The sequence below is a fragment of the Frisingicoccus sp. genome, from assembly GCF_048388605.1.
In the GTDB taxonomy this organism is placed as follows: domain Bacteria; phylum Bacillota; class Clostridia; order Lachnospirales; family Lachnospiraceae; genus Frisingicoccus.
Genome location: NZ_DBGCTU010000006.1, coordinates 81,488 through 97,500, shown reverse-complemented (window position 1 = coordinate 97,500; position 16,013 = coordinate 81,488). Strand labels below are relative to the sequence as shown.

Below are 16,013 nucleotides of genomic sequence, written 5' to 3'. Positions count from 1 at the left end.
AAAAAACTTACATATACAAGTCTTCTAATGTAAATTTAATTACATCCTTGTCATTCAGTTCTTCGAACCAGTCCGTATATCCATTCAAAGAAAAAAACAGATATTTTTTCAACCGATATTTGCCAGAAAGTATCGCTCCCCTCCGAACAAGGGTTTCATACACATTTTTATTCATTTTTTCATTTTTAAATTTACATTCCCCTATAAGCAGACTCTTATCAATATCGGAGATTGCAACTACATCAATATCTGCCGACTGTTGTATCCTCTTTCCATTTTCTGCAAGAAAGTTCTCTGTTCCCCACCAAGTTCCCGTTTCAGTAATAAAACTATCAAATTTTCCATCAACACCCTGTTCTAATGTAAAATATCTGCACATTTCCTCAAAAACACTTCCCATAAATGAATGAAGCTGTCCCTTTACAATTTTTTCATAATATATATCACCATGCCCCAACTCAATTACACTACATGCCTTTGGAATAAACTCATACCAAAACTTGAACATATTATCTTTTAAAACATATTGCGTTTTCTTCTTATTTTTTTCTTCTGTGATGCATTTTTTCTTTTCTACCAATCCAACACTAATCAATTTCTCCAGCGAATACAGAACCGTAGAACCGCTCTCTCTTACTTTCTGCGTAATTGCATTTACTGTATTTACACCAGCAGCAATCTGCTCTATTATATTGTTTACCAAAGTAATGTCAGAAAATTCCTGAGTCAAAAGATTTCTGGTTTCATCATATAAATATCCGTCAGGATGAAAAAATAGTTTTTTTATATTTTCATCAAGACTCTTCTCAGGATTAATCAACGATAAATATTTTGCCACTCCGCCTGTGACACCATAGCAGATAGCCTTTTCTTCGTAAGAATAATCAGGTACAAATAATGCGGAGTCTTTATAATTAAATGCTTCCAGCTTAATCTGCGAATTTCTTCTTCCAAACAAAGGGCTTTTCTCACTTAAAACTTCATTTTCCATAAAGCTTAAAGCAGAGCCACACAATATGAGCATAAGATTCTTACCCATCCATTTGCTGTCAATATATTTTTGAAGAATTGATAATAAAGCTTCATCCTTTTCTGCCCAGTAAGGAAATTCATCGATCACAAGTACAAGCTTCTCTTCCCCTAACCGATTACTTATAAAATCAAGCACATCTTCTATCTCAGGAAATGTCACATTCTCCAAATTCGGTTCCAGCACAGATATTACCTGCTTTGCAAACAACTCTGTATTTCGATTTTTACCAACTTTTGTTGCTGTATAAAAAATCGCATTTTTATTTTGAATAAACTTTGCAATCAATGTTGATTTGCCAATTCGCCGCCTTCCATAGATGACAGACATACTAAAACCGCTCTCCGCATACAAATCTTCTAATGATTTCAGTTCTTTTTTTCTCCCTATAAACACCTTTTTACCTTCTTTTTTGTTCAATTTAATTTTATTAAAATTGTTTTTAATAAAATCCAGTTGAGTAAATAATATCATGATTCACATTCATAATCAAGCAAATAAAATAGGACTCCCCTTTGGATTTTTATTCTGCACGGGAGTCCTGCCGGTTACGGCATCTTTATCAGCGTATTATTAAAAAAGCATTTTACCCATATTTGTCAGCGTGGACAATAAGTAATTATGATCATAGAGAAAACTCAGCAAAGGATTTTCATTAATCTGGGCGCTTATCATTTGCCCCGGGCCTGTCCAGGCAAATACCGTAATCGCAATACAGAGTATCCATAAAATAATCAGTCCGTGTACCGCCCCGCAGAGAATACCGCCAAGTACATTCATACCATGCAGCACCGGAAGTTTGGCAATCAGATCCAATCCCGCCTCTATTATTTTTAATATGGTAAATGCAACAATAAAAACGATTAAAAATGAAACCGAATTCAGCACAAGGCAGGCCATATAGGATGCCACATACTGATTAAACTGCTGTACGCCCAAAGCTTCATAAATCTGATTATTGTTATTTTCAATCAACGCATCTTTTAAAGACTGAGGCAGCGGGTAATTATTGATCGTATCTATCTGCTGCGAAACCTTTTCAGCCTGCGCCTCGCTATGAGCATCTAATTTCACCTGGATCTGATTCGCAACCCCTGTATAAATCGGCGTGCGCTGGAGCACTTTGCCAAGATAAGGCCCCGCCTGAACAGCTATAAAAAGGGCTATCGCTACCGAAAATGCCGCAAAGAATGTTTTGATCAGGCCGCGGATCCCTCCGACAATCACTGCCAACAGAAATATGACCGCCGCCACAATAAGAACATAATTTATACTCATAAACTCCAATACCGCCTTTCTATTTTAATCGAATTGTCTGCACGCTTTGAACGTCGATCAAAACATATTCCCCGGAATCTATCCCCGGAAGGACACTTTCGATATTATGCTCAAAAACATATTGGAATTTTTTATGTCCCCGATATGTGTATATTTCACATTCCTGATCATTATAAAAAATAATATCGCTGTTTGAAGCAGATACCGACTTATAATCAAAGTCAAAGGTAAATGAAGCTGCCCTGCCCCCTGAAAATCGGTAAACCTGCACCGCATATTTATCTACAGTCTTTCCTTCTTTGGCTTCTTCCATATTTTTTGTGATAATACCTATATTTTTATCTGTGACAAAAATGCTCTTAGCTTCCGTCCCAAATGTATAATTGAACTTTTCTGACACCGTGTCCTTAAACTGATAGGTATGAAATCCGTTGGCGCCGCAGGCAAGGACCGTATGATCCCCCACAAATTCCAACCTCGGAAAAAGTTCCTCATAATCAAAGCTTCCCGCCGGTTCTCCGCTGGCCTCCGCATTGGCAAAATTATAGAAAACCAATCGAGAACTGACTTTTCCGTCGCTGAAAACAACATAACTCACCACCAGATGGGTGCCGTCCTCAGACAACGCTAATGTCAGCGGATATCCCGTTGTGTTAATGGATGCCTTCACACCGGCCAGGATCTCACCCTGTTTGCTGTAAAGATTAATCTGATTTGCATCATTATCCGAAAGTACGACGGCAATCACGCCCTGACGGCTTACCCGAATATCCTGCACCGGTTTTTCCAGAGCAATACGCCCCTCCAATCCGGTTCCATTAAATATGTAGACGCTATTGGCCCCCACATCGCCAATAGCCATATAATCGCCGCAGGCACTCATTTTCGGCGCCGCCATGCCAAACACCTGGTCCCATAGGACTTCACCGCTGTTGTTTGTAAAAGAAATGCCGTCCTTGCTGTAACAGACAACACCGTCTTCCCGAAAATAGTAATTTGCAGACGTATCAGTCTTTCGCTCCATAGAATCCACTACTTCGTAATTATGATACGTCCGCAAGAAAAACCAGAACACGCAGCCCAATAGTATAACTGCGGCAGCCGCGCCGACGGCAACCGTTTTTTTATTCGCCCCGATCCAATATCGCACCCGCTCAAGCCGATATCTGAACCCCTTCCGGGTATCTTCCGCATCAGATGCTTCGCATGGGCGCGCTTCGTCAGGCTCCGCGCGATAAGGTATACCCATTCGGGCATCCCGTATATCAGATGCTTCGCATGGACGCGCTTCGTCAGGCTCCGCGCGATAAGGTATATTATCCCATATTTTTTTCCAATAAGTACGTAATTTTTTCATTCCAAATTTATTATTTTACCTCCGTAAGAGACAGTATAACGCATTTTCAAAAAAATAGCACTACTTTTTTACGGCAGCTCCAAAACCATGCCCTCATAAATGACATCCGGGTCCTCAATATCATTGATCTCACAAATGGTGTCCACATAGTCCCGATCATTATAAAGACTCAGAGAAATGTTGGCCAGAGTATCCCCTTTTCGGACGGTATATCTCTTTGTTGCCGTCACATTTGTCGCCTTTGCCGACTCAGAAGACGTCTCGTCTTCGCTCATATTTTCCTCCAAAACATTTTCTGTTCCTGTTTCCGGAGTATTCGCCTGACTTTCTAAATCATTTGTCCGGCTTTCCTCTGTTCCTGATGTTTTATTATTCGCAGCCACAGCGCCTTCAACGACTTTGATTTTCACAGTCTCATCCGTCACATTGCCGCTGACCGCTTTAGTCCGGCCCGGCATATAAAACCGATTCACTAATGTCACGCCGAGGATCACAATGGCCGCAGCCGCAGCTACAGTTCCCGCCACAGTCCTGCCCCAATGTTTATTGCCCACCGTCTTTTGCTTTTCTGTCCTCCGCCGCAGATTTGTTGTTTTTTTCAGATTCGCGGCTTCGAGAAGTTCTTCGCTGCCACGCCCTTTTCGGTTCTCTACCATGTAATTCTGCATATCCTCATTGCGCTCATAATAAATATAATATCCCTGCTGGCGCACCAGCCTTCCGCCCTCATAAAGGAAAAAGGCGTCTTCCCTGTCCAAAGGGTCCATCAGGAACAGGGTTTTCTCCCTTCCCGGAAACTGATCGACATGGATTTTTGTTATTTTCTCATTGACGCCCAGGGATTTTCCCGGCCGGGTCAAAAACCATCCCACAATTTCACAATCATGAAAATATTTCCGCATTGTTCCATAGATATCTTCCCACAAATCCGTGCAAAAAGATACCTGGTCTTCCTCAACCTTTGCCGATGGGATTCCGATAGCCCCGTGAATAAATGTCAGACGCACATCATCCTGTTTTGTGTGGAAGCCTAAAAGTACCGCAGCACTCTGGCGATTGGGATATTCCGATGCCAACTGATTCATATAGGTCACCACATAATCTTCCACATAAATCTTCTTTTTCTCCTCCGGCAAACCGATCTGCCGGATATTCTTCGGTAACTTAAGCTTTTCCTGACTGTTTAACTGACTCATCACTTCAACCATTACCTCACCTTCCCTGAATCGCTCTTCGGAACATAGACAGAGTATCATATTCCGGGTAATTTATCTGGCGAAAGCTGTCATGTTAAATTTACAAATTTTCTTTCTGCTTCGAGTCAAATCGATTAAAATTTCCCCCGACAAAAAAATATCCGTCTGTATTTTACATACAAACAGAATAAAATGGCATATACTTGTACAGACTCAGGGAAAAAAGGAGTTTTCATAATGTATTGGATTCACCCGGATTCCCCGGATGCTTCTCAGTCTCTATCATATTGTTTATCTTCTATGCTCAAACGTTACAACAGAAAAAAACGGCCGCTCATATTTGTCTGCATCGGCACTCCGTCAATCCTCGGCGACTGTCTGGGCCCTGTTATCGGCTCGATATTGTCTGAGGCATTTTCCCCCGATGCCGGATATGCGACAGAAATTTACGGCACGCTGGATGCCCCCGTCCACGCCCTCAATTTTCGAAACACATTCCGAAAAATCAAAAAACGGCATCAGGAGCCATTTATCATAGCCATTGATGCCGCTCTGGGCAATGCTTCCCAATCCGGTTATATTCTTTTAAAGAAAGGGCCTCTCTGCCCCGGAAAAGGTGTCGGCAAAAAGCTTCCTCCCATCGGACATTTACAGATTGCCGGTATATTTCAGGACATTTTTGCCCCGGCCGCCGGCTTTGAAATGGCCCGTTTCAGCCGCTGTATCAGCCAGGGAATCCTAAAGCTCCACCCTGCCCTCCAGCGCCCGCAGCAACGTAACCTCATCGATATACTCAAGGTCCCCGCCGACGGGAACGCCGCTGGCGATCCGGCTCACCTTAATACCGGTAGGCTTAATTAGTTTACTGATGTACATGGCTGTTGTCTCCCCCTCCAGACTGGAGTTTGTGGCAATAATAACTTCGTCCACATCTCCCTGAAGGCGGAGCATCAGCTCCTTGAGCCGGATATCACTCGGCCCGATCCCAAGCATCGGCGAAATCGCGCCATGGAGCACATGGTAAACGCCCTCATACTTGCCCGTCTTTTCATAAGCAGCCAAATCTCTCGGCGTCTCCACCACCATGATCACCTTTTTATTTCGCTTCTCATTGCGGCAGATCGGACACAACTCACTGTCCGTCAGATTGTAGCACTGGCTGCAGTACCGGATATTTTCTCTCGCATCCACAATAGCCGACGCCAAACCGGCCGCCTGCTCTTTCGGCATGTTAATGATATGAAACGCCAGTCTCTGGGCCGATTTCGAGCCGATCCCCGGCAATTTTGATAATTCCTCAATCAGACGTGTGATCTGACTGCTGTAGTATGCCATTAAAATCCAAAACCTCCAAATCCGCCAAGTCCTCCGGTGACTTTCGCCATGGATGCCTGAGATATTTCATCGATTTTTCTCAACGCTTCATTTGTCGCAGCGACGATCAGATCCTCCAGCATCTCGATATCATCCGGGTCAACGACTTCTTCCTCAATTTTCACAGAAAGGATTTCTTTTTTTCCGGAAACCTTTACGGTAACTGCTCCGCCGCCGGCTGTCGCTTCAGCTTCCGTTTCCTCCAAAGCCTTCGTAGCTTCCTCCATCTGTTTCTGCATTTTCTGTGCCTGTTTCATTAAATTATTCATATTTCCCGGCATACCGCCCGGAAATCCGCCTCTTTTTGCCATTTTATACTCCTCCTTCTATAATCTATCTTTACGCTGAAAACCTAATCCCGGTCCTCATCAATAAATTCTACATGTTCCAAATGGATTTTATTCGGATTTATGAACAGCGCTTCTTCCGCCCTGCCATTCTCCAGGAGTCTGGATATAATATGAACTTCCTTGCCTATATGTTCACTGACGGCCTTTTCCACAGAAGTCCGATGCCCCTCCGCATCGAAATAACTCTTTTTCATGTCATCATGGAAACCTAAAATAATCTGATTATCCGCTCCCGCGCTCACCAGCGCATCCTTAAGCATCATCATCGTACTCATTTCCAGTTCGCTGATAATTTTGCCCCACTGGGCCACAACGGCTTCCACGTCCTCCGCCTGGGCCGGCGACAGGCTTTGAGGAACCGGTTCTTCCGCTGTTTTCTCCGTCTCCGCGGCCGTCCGCACCGGTGCCGCAGCCACACCGCGCTCCATCATATCTTCCAACACAGCCAGCCGGTTTAAAACAGACTCAAAATTATTTTCCATCTGCGGCTTACAAAGCTTGACAACAGCCAGTTCGATCAATACCCGTTTTTGCGTCGAATACCGAAGCTGATTTGTCAATTCCGAGAAAATACGGATATAACGCATTAATACAGCCTGCTTTATCCGGGCAGCTTCTTCTTTTAAGGCTGCCAGATTCTCCGATGACATGTCAAGCACATCCTCCAGCTGATCCGAGCTCTGCACCAGCATAAGATTTCTCAAATACCAGGTAAAGTCCGTCACAAACTGTCCGAGTTCCCGCCCCTGGATCACAATATCTTCAATCAGCTTCAACGCTCCCGCCACATCCTGATCCATCACACATCGCAGCAGCCGGCTGAAAACACCGGTATCCACCGCACCGAGAATATCCAGCACATGCTCATAGGTCAATCGTTCATTCAGATAAAAAGCTACGCACCGGTCCAAAAGGCTCAGGGCATCACGCATCGAACCATCCGCTGCCTTTGCGATATAGCGCAGTGCCTTATCTTCCACATCCAGTTCTTCCTTTTGCGCAAGCTCGGCCAGCCGGGCCGTGATCGTATCCACCGTGATTCTCCGAAAATCATATCGCTGACACCTGGAAAGGACAGTCACCGGAATCTTATGAGCTTCCGTTGTCGCCAAAATGAAGATCACATATTCCGGCGGTTCCTCCAGAGTCTTCAGCAATGCATTAAAAGCCCCGGGAGAAAGCATATGCACCTCATCGATGATATAAACTTTATAGCGTCCTTCCGTCGGAGAATACTCCACTTCATCCCGGATCTCGCGGATATTATCCACACCGTTGTTGGACGCCGCATCGATCTCGATCACATTCATAGATGACTGATTTTGAATCGCCCTGCACATGTCACATTCACCGCAGGGACTTCCGTCCACCGGATGCTGACAGTTTACCGCTTTGGCAAATATTTTTGCCACCGTTGTTTTTCCCGTTCCCCTGGTGCCGCAAAATAAATAGGCATGTCCGATACGCCCGAGACGTATCTGATTTTTTAACGTCGTAACAATATGCTCCTGCCCTTTAACGTCCTCAAAATTCTGAGGCCGCCACTTCCGATAAAGCGCCTGATAGGACATTTCTCCCACTCCCCGTTCTATTCATCTCCGAAACAGATGCCCATATCCTTCGCCTCGCGGATTGCATCTCCCGTCGGATTCACATATTTCAGTTTACCGGCCACTTCACTGAGAGGCACATTGACCACCTCAAAGCCATCAAAAGCGACCATCCGGCCATATTTTCTCTCCAGAATAAGCCGGCCGGCCGATGCTCCCAACCTTGAAGAAATAAAACGGTCATATGGATCCGGGCTTCCGCCTCTCTGGGTATGCCCCGGAACAGTAATACGGACTTCCCGTCCGATAGCCTCCTCAATCTGGGCTCCGATCTCATAAGAAATAGACGGGTAAGGACTTCCGGCTTTCTTTTTATTATATTCCTTTTTGCTGAGCTGCGCATCCTCCTTCGAAATCGCTCCCTCAGCAACGGCAAGAATAGAAAACCGTTTTCCCGCCTTATGACGGCGCTCAATGGCCGCCAAAACACAATTCAGATCATAAGGTATCTCAGGCAGAAGAATAATGTCCGCACCGCCGGCCACACCGGCATGCAGTGTCAGCCAGCCGACTTTATGCCCCATAACCTCCACAATAAAAACCCTGCCGTGGGAAGCCGCTGTCGTATGAATACAGTCGATCGCATTTGTCGCAATATCCGCCGCGCTCTGAAATCCAAAGGTCATATCTGTTCCATAAATATCATTGTCAATCGTTTTTGGAAGCGAAACAACATTCATGCCTTCTTCCTGCAGGAGATTGGCTGTTTTCTGAGAGCCGTTCCCGCCCAGGACAACCAGACATTCAAGCCCCAGTTCCCGATAAGTTTTTTTCATGGCTGCCACTTTATCAACGCCGTCGGCCTCTATAACTCGCATCTTTTTAAACGGCTGACGCGAGGAACCTAAAATTGTTCCGCCCATCGTCAATATTCCTGAAAAATCCGATGGCCGCATCACCCGATAATCATTCTGCATCAACCCGCGGTAGCCATCCATAAATCCAAGGATTTCCACATCATCCAGTTTATTATAAAGAACCTTTGCGACGCCGCGCATGGTCGCATTCAGCGCCTGACAGTCACCGCCGCTCGTCAGCATACCAATTCTTCTCATAGCCTTTTCGCTTCCTTTCTGTTAAGCCCGTTTTCCCATTTTCCGGCAAAACACACTTCTTATGATAAATGATACATGAAATAAATGCAATATCCTTCCGAAAAAGAAAAGCTCCCGCTATTCAAACGAGAACTTTTATGTGTTTAAAATCCGTGCATCCTGCTTCGAATCACTCCCACAGACGTTACCTGTACAGTTAACTCCGCCCAGGCACCCTCACGGCACACAGAAGGTCCCGCTTAGTGCTGCTCCATTCCTGACCTGACACGGTTCACGGGTTTCTGTTGCGTAAGACCCAGGCTTCAACGCCACTTATACAGGGCAGCTCCACAGGATATGACCCTCAGACAGGATATCACCCCTGCTGTAGCGGATTGCAGGTACAAGGCACCGCTATCTCCCCGGCTGCACGGAAAAGTTATAACATTGTCGTATCAACCAGTATATCTTGTTTTCATTTTTCTGTCAAGAACTGGTCTTTCGCCTTTTTTTGAGCCTTTTTCAGTTTTCGAAGTTCTTTAAAAAAGCTGCTGAGCATCTCGGAGCACTCCGCGCCGAGAACTCCCGTTTCCAGAGTCACCTGATGGTTAAAGCCTTCCGTCTGCAGCACATTCAAAACCGAACCGGCACATCCCGCTTTCGGATTCATGGAACCGATGACAACTCTGGGAATTCTCGCCTGCACAATGGCCCCGGCACACATCGGACAGGGTTCCAGAGTCACATACATGGTGCAGCCTTCAAGCCTCCAGTCGCCGATGACCCTGCTGGCCTTATTCATGGCAATGATCTCCGCATGAGCCAGCGTATTTTTTTTCAGGTTTCTCTTATTATAGCCCCTGGCAATAATTTTATCCTCATAGACAATGACGCATCCGATCGGCACCTCTTCAATGGCTGCCGCCTTCTTTGCCTGCTTCATGGCCTCTTTCATGTATTTCTCATCCTGCGTCATAAATTATTCCCCATCCTGCCGCACATTATCTGATAAATATTTTCCTTTATAGGTTTTGGACTGCAGCCGCCCGGAATGAATTCCCCAGGCAATACCAAGGCCGACTCCGATCAAAACAGCCGATAAAAGCTGTGAAACCCGCACGCCCGGAATCAAATACAGGCTGTCCGCGCGAAGTCCTTCAATGAAACACCGTATTGCTCCGTAACCGCACAGATAGAGTACTGTCATCCAGCCATCCTTTTTCACTCTTTTAGCGACGATCATCATAACAATGAAAAGTATAAGATTTGATACACTCTCATAAAAGAAAGTTGCCTGATGCCACTCCTGCAGTTCGTCAATAAAAACGCCGTACGGGAAAAACTGTAATTTCGGATTGGTAATTACATTTCCAAAGGCTTCCTGGTTGACAAAATTTCCCCAGCGGCCGATGATCTGCCCCAGCAAAAGACTCGGCATGGCAAAATCCATCAGTTTAAGAAGGGGAAATTTCTGAATCCTGCAGAAAACAATCGCCGTAACGACTCCGCCGATCACACCGCCGTAAATTGCCAGGCCGCCGCCCCGGATGTTAAAAATCTGAGTTAAATCCTGACTGTAATATTCCCATTCAAAAACCACATAATAAATGCGGGCACAGATAATAGCGATCGGCACCGCAAATAAAACAAAATCAATAATCAGATCGGCTTTATACCCTGCTTTCTGCGCTCTCCAGGCGGCGATGCAGGTGGCCAGAATCATTCCGCAGCCGATGATCACCCCATACCAGGCGATATTAAAACCTTCGATGCCGAACAAATTGTGTATGATAAATCTGTCCATTGTTTCGACCTCCAATCTTTAAAATCTGCTTAGTGAGTATATTACTACACTTTTTTCAATAATTCAAATTTAATTTCATTGTACACGTTTTCGTTTTATGCTAGAATAAGAGGGTAAGATTTAAAATTCGAAGAGGGTATGCGCATGGAAATCAAAGGACTTGCAAAAACAACTTTATTAGACTATCCCGGACACGTGGCTGCCACATTATTTGTCGGCAACTGTCAGTTCAAATGCCCTTTCTGTCACAATGGTTCTCTCGTCACAAAAGCAGCGCAGCTTCCGAATATTCCTTTGGAAGAAATTTATACTTTTCTCGAGAAACGCAGAGGGGTGCTGGACGGCATATGTGTTACGGGCGGTGAACCGACATTCCAGCCGGATTTAAGAGAACTGCTCTATGATATTAAAAGCATGGGATATCTCGTTAAACTGGATACTAACGGCTATGACCCGATTCAGCTTGACCATCTGTTTAATGAAGGCCTTGTCGACTATGTCGCCATGGATATTAAAAACAGTCAGGAAAAATATGCCAAAACGGCCGGTTTGGCTAATCTGGATCTGACCCGCATTAAACTGTCTGTCGATCTGATCCGCGACAGCGGTCTGGATTACGAGTTCCGCACGACTGTTGTCCGCGAGCTTCACTCCATCGATGACATGTATCAGATCGCCCGTTGGCTGGAAGGCTCGATGGCTTACTATCTCCAGTCCTATGTGGCTTCGGAGGACGTCATCATGCCGATCTTCTCCAGTTATTCCAAAGAAGAGCTGACAGCAATGCAGGCATTAATGCAAACCTATATTCCCCAGGTATTTCTTCGGGGGATCGACTAATAAACAAAAAGGCGGGAACAATTCATCACAAATTGCTTCCGTCTTTTTTATTCGTTATCCTTTTCTTTTATCTCCGATCTCCCATATAAAACAGCGCTATGGTTCCCGGCCCGGAATGGGCGCCGATCGTCGGACTTACCGGGTTGATCAAAAAGTTTTCAATGCCAAATCTCTCTCTGACAAGCCCGGCCACATATTCCGCATCCTCAAGGGCATCGCCGTGGCTGATAAACACAATGTCATTTTTATCACGATAGCTGCCGATGGTCCGCTCCATATTATCCACAAGGGCCGTCAAAGATTTCTTCCGTCCCCGGACTTTGCCAATCGGAATTAATTTTCCTTCATCACTCACATGAAGGATCGGTTTAACGTGAATCAGGGTTCCTGCAACAGCCGTCAATTTTGAAACTCTTCCGCCCCGATAAAGATGATTTAAATCATCCACCGTAAACTGATGGCAAAAATGCAGTTTATTTTCCTCAACCCAGGCAGCGGTCTCATCAATCGTTTTTCCCTCATCTCGAAGCTGTACCGCCTTATAGACGATCAGACCCTGCCCCAGAGAGGCAGACAAAGTATCAATAACGATAACTTTATTTTCCGTATATTGCTCATTTAACTCCCTCGCCACAATCGCCGCATTATTATAACTGCTGCTTAATTCCGAAGAAAATGCCAGATGCAGAATATCTCTGCCCTCTTTTAAATATCTCTCAAACATAGCCTGAAGCTCTTCCGGATTGGCAGCCATGGTTGTCGGCATTTCACCGGCCCGCATCCTGTCGTAAAATTCTTTCACTTCAAGTTCAACTTCCTTGCCATAAGCAGTGCCATTCATATTATAATAGAGTGTAACCAAATCAAGCCCATTTTCTTTGATATAACTCTCCGGCAAGTCACAGCATGTATCGGTGGTTATCATAAAACCTAAATCACCCATTGTCTCGTTCCTCCAGTTTCTTTGCCTATAGTCAGGCTCATTTTACCACAAGAAAATCTGCATCGCAATATCTTTTCCGACCAATTCATCTATTCAGGTCACTGCTGCAGGCTATAAAATACCATATCCACCGTACAGATCAATATATCCCTGTCATCCCGGATTTCCACCAGAAAAGTTCTGATCTTCCGGCCGATTTTTTTCGGTTTTGCCTCCGCAACCAGGTATTTCGGATAAAAGGCCGCATTCAAAAACTGTATATTACTGTTTACCGTGGTGCAGATACCGCCCAGAGATGAAGCCGCAATACCGCAGACCGCATCTGCCAGCGTAAACAGACAGCCCCCGTGAACTGTTCCTATCGGATTCATATGATTCGGACAAATGTCCAGCCGGGCCCTGCAGGTTCCTTCGCTCCGCTCCAGCAAATGAACACCGATATATTTTCCAAAATCATGACTGTTCAGCATGACTCCCGTCACACAGGCAACGGACATTCCGGCCTTCTCCGGAATAATATTCAAATTAAAGAACTCCTGCTTATCGGCCTGAATAATGACTGCGCTTCCGGCCTCACACACCAGTTTTTCATCACTGCACATCAGGGAAAATTCCCCGTCAAATCCAAAAAACGCCATCACACAGCCGCCCATAGCCTCTCCGGCGCGCATTTTCTTTTCCTTTTCAAGAGGCATTTTCCGAATAAATCCACGAACTCCGCCCGACATAAACATATTAAATACCCGGCCCTCGCCCATCAATTCCACCTGTTCTTCCTCTTCACAGGAAAAAGTCTGACCCGTCTCAAATGCCCGTTTCCCAAGCTTACTGTTCAGCACCTCCGTCCGGCCCTCCAACAACACATGATAGCTGGATACCCGGTCACTGCCAAAATGAATCTTTTCATCTTTTGCCATCCGGTTTAATGAAAAACCGATTTTAAAATTCTCATCTCCCGGAACTGTATTCTCCGGATAGGAAAAAATCAACGATTCTCCCACTCCGTTTAATAAAATTTTCGTAATTCTCATTTTTATCACATCCCACACTATTATATCTGTTAATTCATAAAAAAACAATGGCAGGACTGGTCATTTTATTTTTTTGTGATATACTAAATTAATGACATTTTTCTGAAAGGCAGGTGGTTTTTATGAAACATCATATAGAAAGTTTTCTCGACGTTCCCGGGCCCAAGCCCTCTGATTTTGTAAAAACTGCATACCGAAAAGGAGAATGGCAATGTTTAATAAGATTAATGAATTATTAGAAAACAAGCTGTACATGGAAGCCCGCCAGGAAATCGCCGAGATGAATCCGGTGGATATCGCCGCGCTGATCGAAGAATTTCCTGAAAATGAGCGGACCAAAATTTTTCGACTGCTTCCAAAGTCTCTGGCAGCCGACGTATTTTCCTATCTTCCCATCGAACTCGAGCAGGATATTATCATCGCCCTGTCCGACAGGGAAGCAGGACATATTCTGGACAATCTGAATGCCGATGACGCGGCGGACCTGATTGATGAAATGCCTGCCAATGTGGTAAAAAAGCTCCTGGCCAATGCTGACCCGGAAACACGCCGTGATATCAATCATCTTCTCCAGTACCCGGATGACTCTGCCGGAAGTATTATGACCGTGGAATTTATGGATTTAAAGGAATCCTACACGGTGGAGCAGTCTCTCCGGAAAATCCGCATGGAAGGTATTGATAAAGAAACCATCAATACCTGTTATATCCTGAATCCGCACCGCCGTCTGCTCGGCGCTATTTCCCTGCGCCGTCTGCTCTTGAGCGACCCGGTGGAAAAGATGATTAATATTATGGAGGACCATGTCATATCTGTCAGCACACAAACTGATCAGGAGGAAGTCGCTCAGCTTTTCCAGAAATACGATTTCACCTCCATCCCTGTTGTCGACAGCGAAAACCGCCTTGTCGGCATCATCACGGTCGATGATATCGTGGACATCCTGCAGCAGGAAGCGACAGAAGATATTGAAAAAATGGCGGCTATCACGCCGACAGATAAACCCTATATGAAAACCGGCGTGTTGGAAACATGGAAGAAACGTATTCCATGGCTTTTGATTTTAATGATATCCGCCACCTTTACCGGCCGGATCATCTCCCACTATGAAGCGGCTCTGGCTTCCTACGTGGTTTTGACCGCATTTATTCCGATGCTTATGGACACCGGCGGTAATGCCGGAAGTCAGGCGTCCGTATCCATTATCCGTGGGCTTTCTCTGAATGAGATAGACTATTCCGATACGCTGAAAATCCTGTTGAAAGAACTCTGTGTCGGCATTTTGATCGGGGTCACTCTGGCCGCGGCCAATTTTGTAAAACTGCTTATTATTGACCGGGTATCCGTCACCATTGCAATGGTCGTCTGCTTTACCCTGATCGTCACCGTTATATTTGCCAAGCTGGTCGGCTGCTCGCTGCCGGTTTTGGCCAAACGTCTCGGCTTTGACCCGGCGGTTATGGCCAGCCCGTTTATCACAACCATCGTCGACGCATTATCGCTGATGATGTACTTTAAAATTGCCGGTGTGATCCTTCATATCTGACACCCGCATATTTTTTATTACTATCGATGAAAGAAGGCCTTTTTATGTCTGTTATTATCGACCCTACAGTCTATGACGGCGCGCCGTCGGATACCTCCGGGCGGCAGGAACGGGAGTTGAGAACCTATCGGCTTCTGGAACAATTAAATATTCCTTTCCGCCGGCTGGACCATGCCCCGGCCATGACTATGGAGGACTGCGACGGTGTCGACACTCTTTTGAATATCGAACACTGTAAAAATCTTTTTTTGCGCAACACTCAAAAAACAGAATTTTACCTGCTTCTTCTGCCCCATCACAAAAAATTCCGCACGGCTGTCCTCTCCAAACAGATCGGCACGGCACGGCTGTCTTTTGCTGAGGAGGAATTTATGGTAAAATACCTGGATATCCATCCCGGTTCTGTCAGTATCCTGGGGCTGATGAACGATAAAGAACACCGGGTTCATCTGCTTATCGACCGGGAGGCCCTGACCCGTGAATATATGGGCTGTCACCCGTGTGTCAACACCTCCAGCCTGCAGATAAAAACCTCGGATATCTATGAGAAATTTCTAAAATATACCGGGCATGAACCGACCTTCGTGACACTCTGAGATATTCGTCACAGCCATACAGTA

Annotated in this window: 15 protein-coding genes, 1 other RNA gene and 1 pseudogene; 4 read left to right on the top strand and 13 right to left on the bottom strand. The window is 45.3% G+C overall.

What is annotated here, in order from left to right:
- Positions 1-7: 7 nt before the first annotated feature.
- The 4 genes from ACMN7X_RS01305 to ACMN7X_RS01290 all read right to left on the bottom strand — a co-directional run bounded on the left by ACMN7X_RS01305 (position 8) and on the right by ACMN7X_RS01290 (position 4,873).
- Positions 8-1,504: an ATP-binding protein gene (locus ACMN7X_RS01305; RefSeq protein ID WP_418745697.1), complete on the bottom strand. Its 1,497-nt coding sequence runs from the start codon at positions 1,502-1,504 to the stop codon at positions 8-10.
- A gap of 99 nt (positions 1,505-1,603) precedes the next feature.
- Positions 1,604-2,308: a CvpA family protein gene (locus ACMN7X_RS01300; protein ID WP_418745696.1), complete on the bottom strand. Its 705-nt coding sequence runs from the start codon at positions 2,306-2,308 to the stop codon at positions 1,604-1,606.
- Positions 2,309-2,327: 19 nt separating this feature from the next.
- Positions 2,328-3,557 carry a DUF5711 family protein gene (locus tag ACMN7X_RS01295; RefSeq protein ID WP_418745695.1) on the bottom strand — a complete coding sequence of 410 codons (1,230 nt, stop codon included), beginning with the start codon at positions 3,555-3,557 and terminating at the stop codon, positions 2,328-2,330.
- A 176-nt stretch (positions 3,558-3,733) separates the two neighbouring features.
- Positions 3,734-4,873 carry a LysM peptidoglycan-binding domain-containing protein gene (locus tag ACMN7X_RS01290; protein WP_418745694.1) on the bottom strand — a complete coding sequence of 380 codons (1,140 nt, stop codon included), beginning with the start codon at positions 4,871-4,873 and terminating at the stop codon, positions 3,734-3,736.
- A gap of 180 nt (positions 4,874-5,053) precedes the next feature.
- Here ACMN7X_RS01290 and yyaC point away from each other — a divergent pair.
- A pseudogene (gene yyaC / locus ACMN7X_RS01285) lies at positions 5,054-5,473 on the top strand (spore protease YyaC); the annotation flags it as partial.
- A 126-nt stretch (positions 5,474-5,599) separates the two neighbouring features.
- On the opposite strand, the gene recR reads toward yyaC, so the two are convergent.
- The 7 genes from recR to lgt form a co-directional block, all read right to left on the bottom strand.
- Positions 5,600-6,196, bottom strand: coding sequence for a recombination mediator RecR (gene recR / locus ACMN7X_RS01280; protein WP_418745693.1), 597 nt, complete (start codon positions 6,194-6,196; stop codon positions 5,600-5,602).
- On the bottom strand, positions 6,196-6,546 hold the full coding sequence (locus ACMN7X_RS01275; RefSeq protein WP_178042138.1) for a YbaB/EbfC family nucleoid-associated protein: 351 nt from the start codon (positions 6,544-6,546) through the stop codon (positions 6,196-6,198). Before ACMN7X_RS01275 ends, recR begins: the two co-directional genes overlap by 1 nt.
- Positions 6,547-6,587: 41 nt before the next feature.
- Complete coding sequence (dnaX, locus tag ACMN7X_RS01270) at positions 6,588-8,156, bottom strand: DNA polymerase III subunit gamma/tau (RefSeq protein WP_418745692.1); 1,569 nt, start codon at positions 8,154-8,156, stop codon at positions 6,588-6,590.
- Positions 8,157-8,173: 17 nt separating this feature from the next.
- Positions 8,174-9,250, bottom strand: coding sequence for a 6-phosphofructokinase (locus ACMN7X_RS01265; RefSeq protein ID WP_418745691.1), 1,077 nt, complete (start codon positions 9,248-9,250; stop codon positions 8,174-8,176).
- A gap of 150 nt (positions 9,251-9,400) precedes the next feature.
- Positions 9,401-9,663, bottom strand: an RNA gene (gene ffs, locus ACMN7X_RS01260) — signal recognition particle sRNA large type.
- Positions 9,664-9,704: 41 nt separating this feature from the next.
- A complete protein-coding gene (gene tadA / locus ACMN7X_RS01255) occupies positions 9,705-10,205 on the bottom strand; it encodes a tRNA adenosine(34) deaminase TadA (RefSeq protein WP_418745690.1) in 501 nt (166 codons plus the stop codon).
- A gap of 3 nt (positions 10,206-10,208) precedes the next feature.
- On the bottom strand, positions 10,209-11,033 hold the full coding sequence (lgt, locus tag ACMN7X_RS01250; RefSeq protein ID WP_418745689.1) for a prolipoprotein diacylglyceryl transferase: 825 nt from the start codon (positions 11,031-11,033) through the stop codon (positions 10,209-10,211).
- 144 nt (positions 11,034-11,177) lie between these two features.
- Here lgt and ACMN7X_RS01245 point away from each other — a divergent pair, with 144 nt between their 5' ends.
- On the top strand, positions 11,178-11,873 hold the full coding sequence (locus tag ACMN7X_RS01245; protein WP_418745688.1) for an anaerobic ribonucleoside-triphosphate reductase activating protein: 696 nt from the start codon (positions 11,178-11,180) through the stop codon (positions 11,871-11,873).
- A gap of 67 nt (positions 11,874-11,940) precedes the next feature.
- Here ACMN7X_RS01245 and ACMN7X_RS01240 read toward each other — a convergent pair whose 3' ends face one another.
- Positions 11,941-12,816, bottom strand: a complete 876-nt coding sequence (locus ACMN7X_RS01240; protein WP_418745687.1) for a DegV family protein — start codon at positions 12,814-12,816, stop codon at positions 11,941-11,943.
- A gap of 98 nt (positions 12,817-12,914) precedes the next feature.
- Positions 12,915-13,847 carry a PaaI family thioesterase gene (locus tag ACMN7X_RS01235; RefSeq protein WP_418745686.1) on the bottom strand — a complete coding sequence of 311 codons (933 nt, stop codon included), beginning with the start codon at positions 13,845-13,847 and terminating at the stop codon, positions 12,915-12,917.
- Between the two features lie 211 nt (positions 13,848-14,058).
- Here ACMN7X_RS01235 and mgtE point away from each other — a divergent pair, with 211 nt between their 5' ends.
- Both mgtE and ACMN7X_RS01225 read left to right on the top strand, forming a co-directional pair.
- Entirely contained in the window at positions 14,059-15,393 is a 1,335-nt protein-coding gene (mgtE, locus tag ACMN7X_RS01230; RefSeq protein ID WP_418745685.1) for a magnesium transporter, read from the top strand.
- A 44-nt stretch (positions 15,394-15,437) separates the two neighbouring features.
- Entirely contained in the window at positions 15,438-15,989 is a 552-nt protein-coding gene (locus ACMN7X_RS01225; protein WP_418745684.1) for a prolyl-tRNA synthetase associated domain-containing protein, read from the top strand.
- Positions 15,990-16,013 lie beyond the last annotated feature (24 nt).

What these genes read in the sequence shown, in the direction of transcription:
- tadA (WP_418745690.1), bottom strand. Translation starts at nt 10,205, where the DNA reads ATGACGCAGGATGAGAAATACATGAAAGAGGCCATGAAGCAGGCAAAG.
- ACMN7X_RS01300 (WP_418745696.1), bottom strand. Translation starts at nt 2,308, where the DNA reads ATGAGTATAAATTATGTTCTTATTGTGGCGGCGGTCATATTTCTGTTG.
- lgt (WP_418745689.1), bottom strand. Translation starts at nt 11,033, where the DNA reads ATGGACAGATTTATCATACACAATTTGTTCGGCATCGAAGGTTTTAAT.
- ACMN7X_RS01275 (WP_178042138.1), bottom strand. Translation starts at nt 6,546, where the DNA reads ATGGCAAAAAGAGGCGGATTTCCGGGCGGTATGCCGGGAAATATGAAT.
- dnaX (WP_418745692.1), bottom strand. Translation starts at nt 8,156, where the DNA reads ATGTCCTATCAGGCGCTTTATCGGAAGTGGCGGCCTCAGAATTTTGAG.
- recR (WP_418745693.1), bottom strand. Translation starts at nt 6,196, where the DNA reads ATGGCATACTACAGCAGTCAGATCACACGTCTGATTGAGGAATTATCA.
- ACMN7X_RS01295 (WP_418745695.1), bottom strand. Translation starts at nt 3,557, where the DNA reads ATGGGTATACCTTATCGCGCGGAGCCTGACGAAGCGCGCCCATGCGAA.
- ACMN7X_RS01265 (WP_418745691.1), bottom strand. Translation starts at nt 9,250, where the DNA reads ATGAGAAGAATTGGTATGCTGACGAGCGGCGGTGACTGTCAGGCGCTG.
- ACMN7X_RS01225 (WP_418745684.1), top strand. Translation starts at nt 15,438, where the DNA reads ATGTCTGTTATTATCGACCCTACAGTCTATGACGGCGCGCCGTCGGAT.
- ACMN7X_RS01235 (WP_418745686.1), bottom strand. Translation starts at nt 13,847, where the DNA reads ATGAGAATTACGAAAATTTTATTAAACGGAGTGGGAGAATCGTTGATT.
- mgtE (WP_418745685.1), top strand. Translation starts at nt 14,059, where the DNA reads ATGTTTAATAAGATTAATGAATTATTAGAAAACAAGCTGTACATGGAA.
- ACMN7X_RS01245 (WP_418745688.1), top strand. Translation starts at nt 11,178, where the DNA reads ATGGAAATCAAAGGACTTGCAAAAACAACTTTATTAGACTATCCCGGA.
- ACMN7X_RS01240 (WP_418745687.1), bottom strand. Translation starts at nt 12,816, where the DNA reads ATGGGTGATTTAGGTTTTATGATAACCACCGATACATGCTGTGACTTG.
- ACMN7X_RS01305 (WP_418745697.1), bottom strand. Translation starts at nt 1,504, where the DNA reads ATGATATTATTTACTCAACTGGATTTTATTAAAAACAATTTTAATAAA.
- ACMN7X_RS01290 (WP_418745694.1), bottom strand. Translation starts at nt 4,873, where the DNA reads ATGGTTGAAGTGATGAGTCAGTTAAACAGTCAGGAAAAGCTTAAGTTA.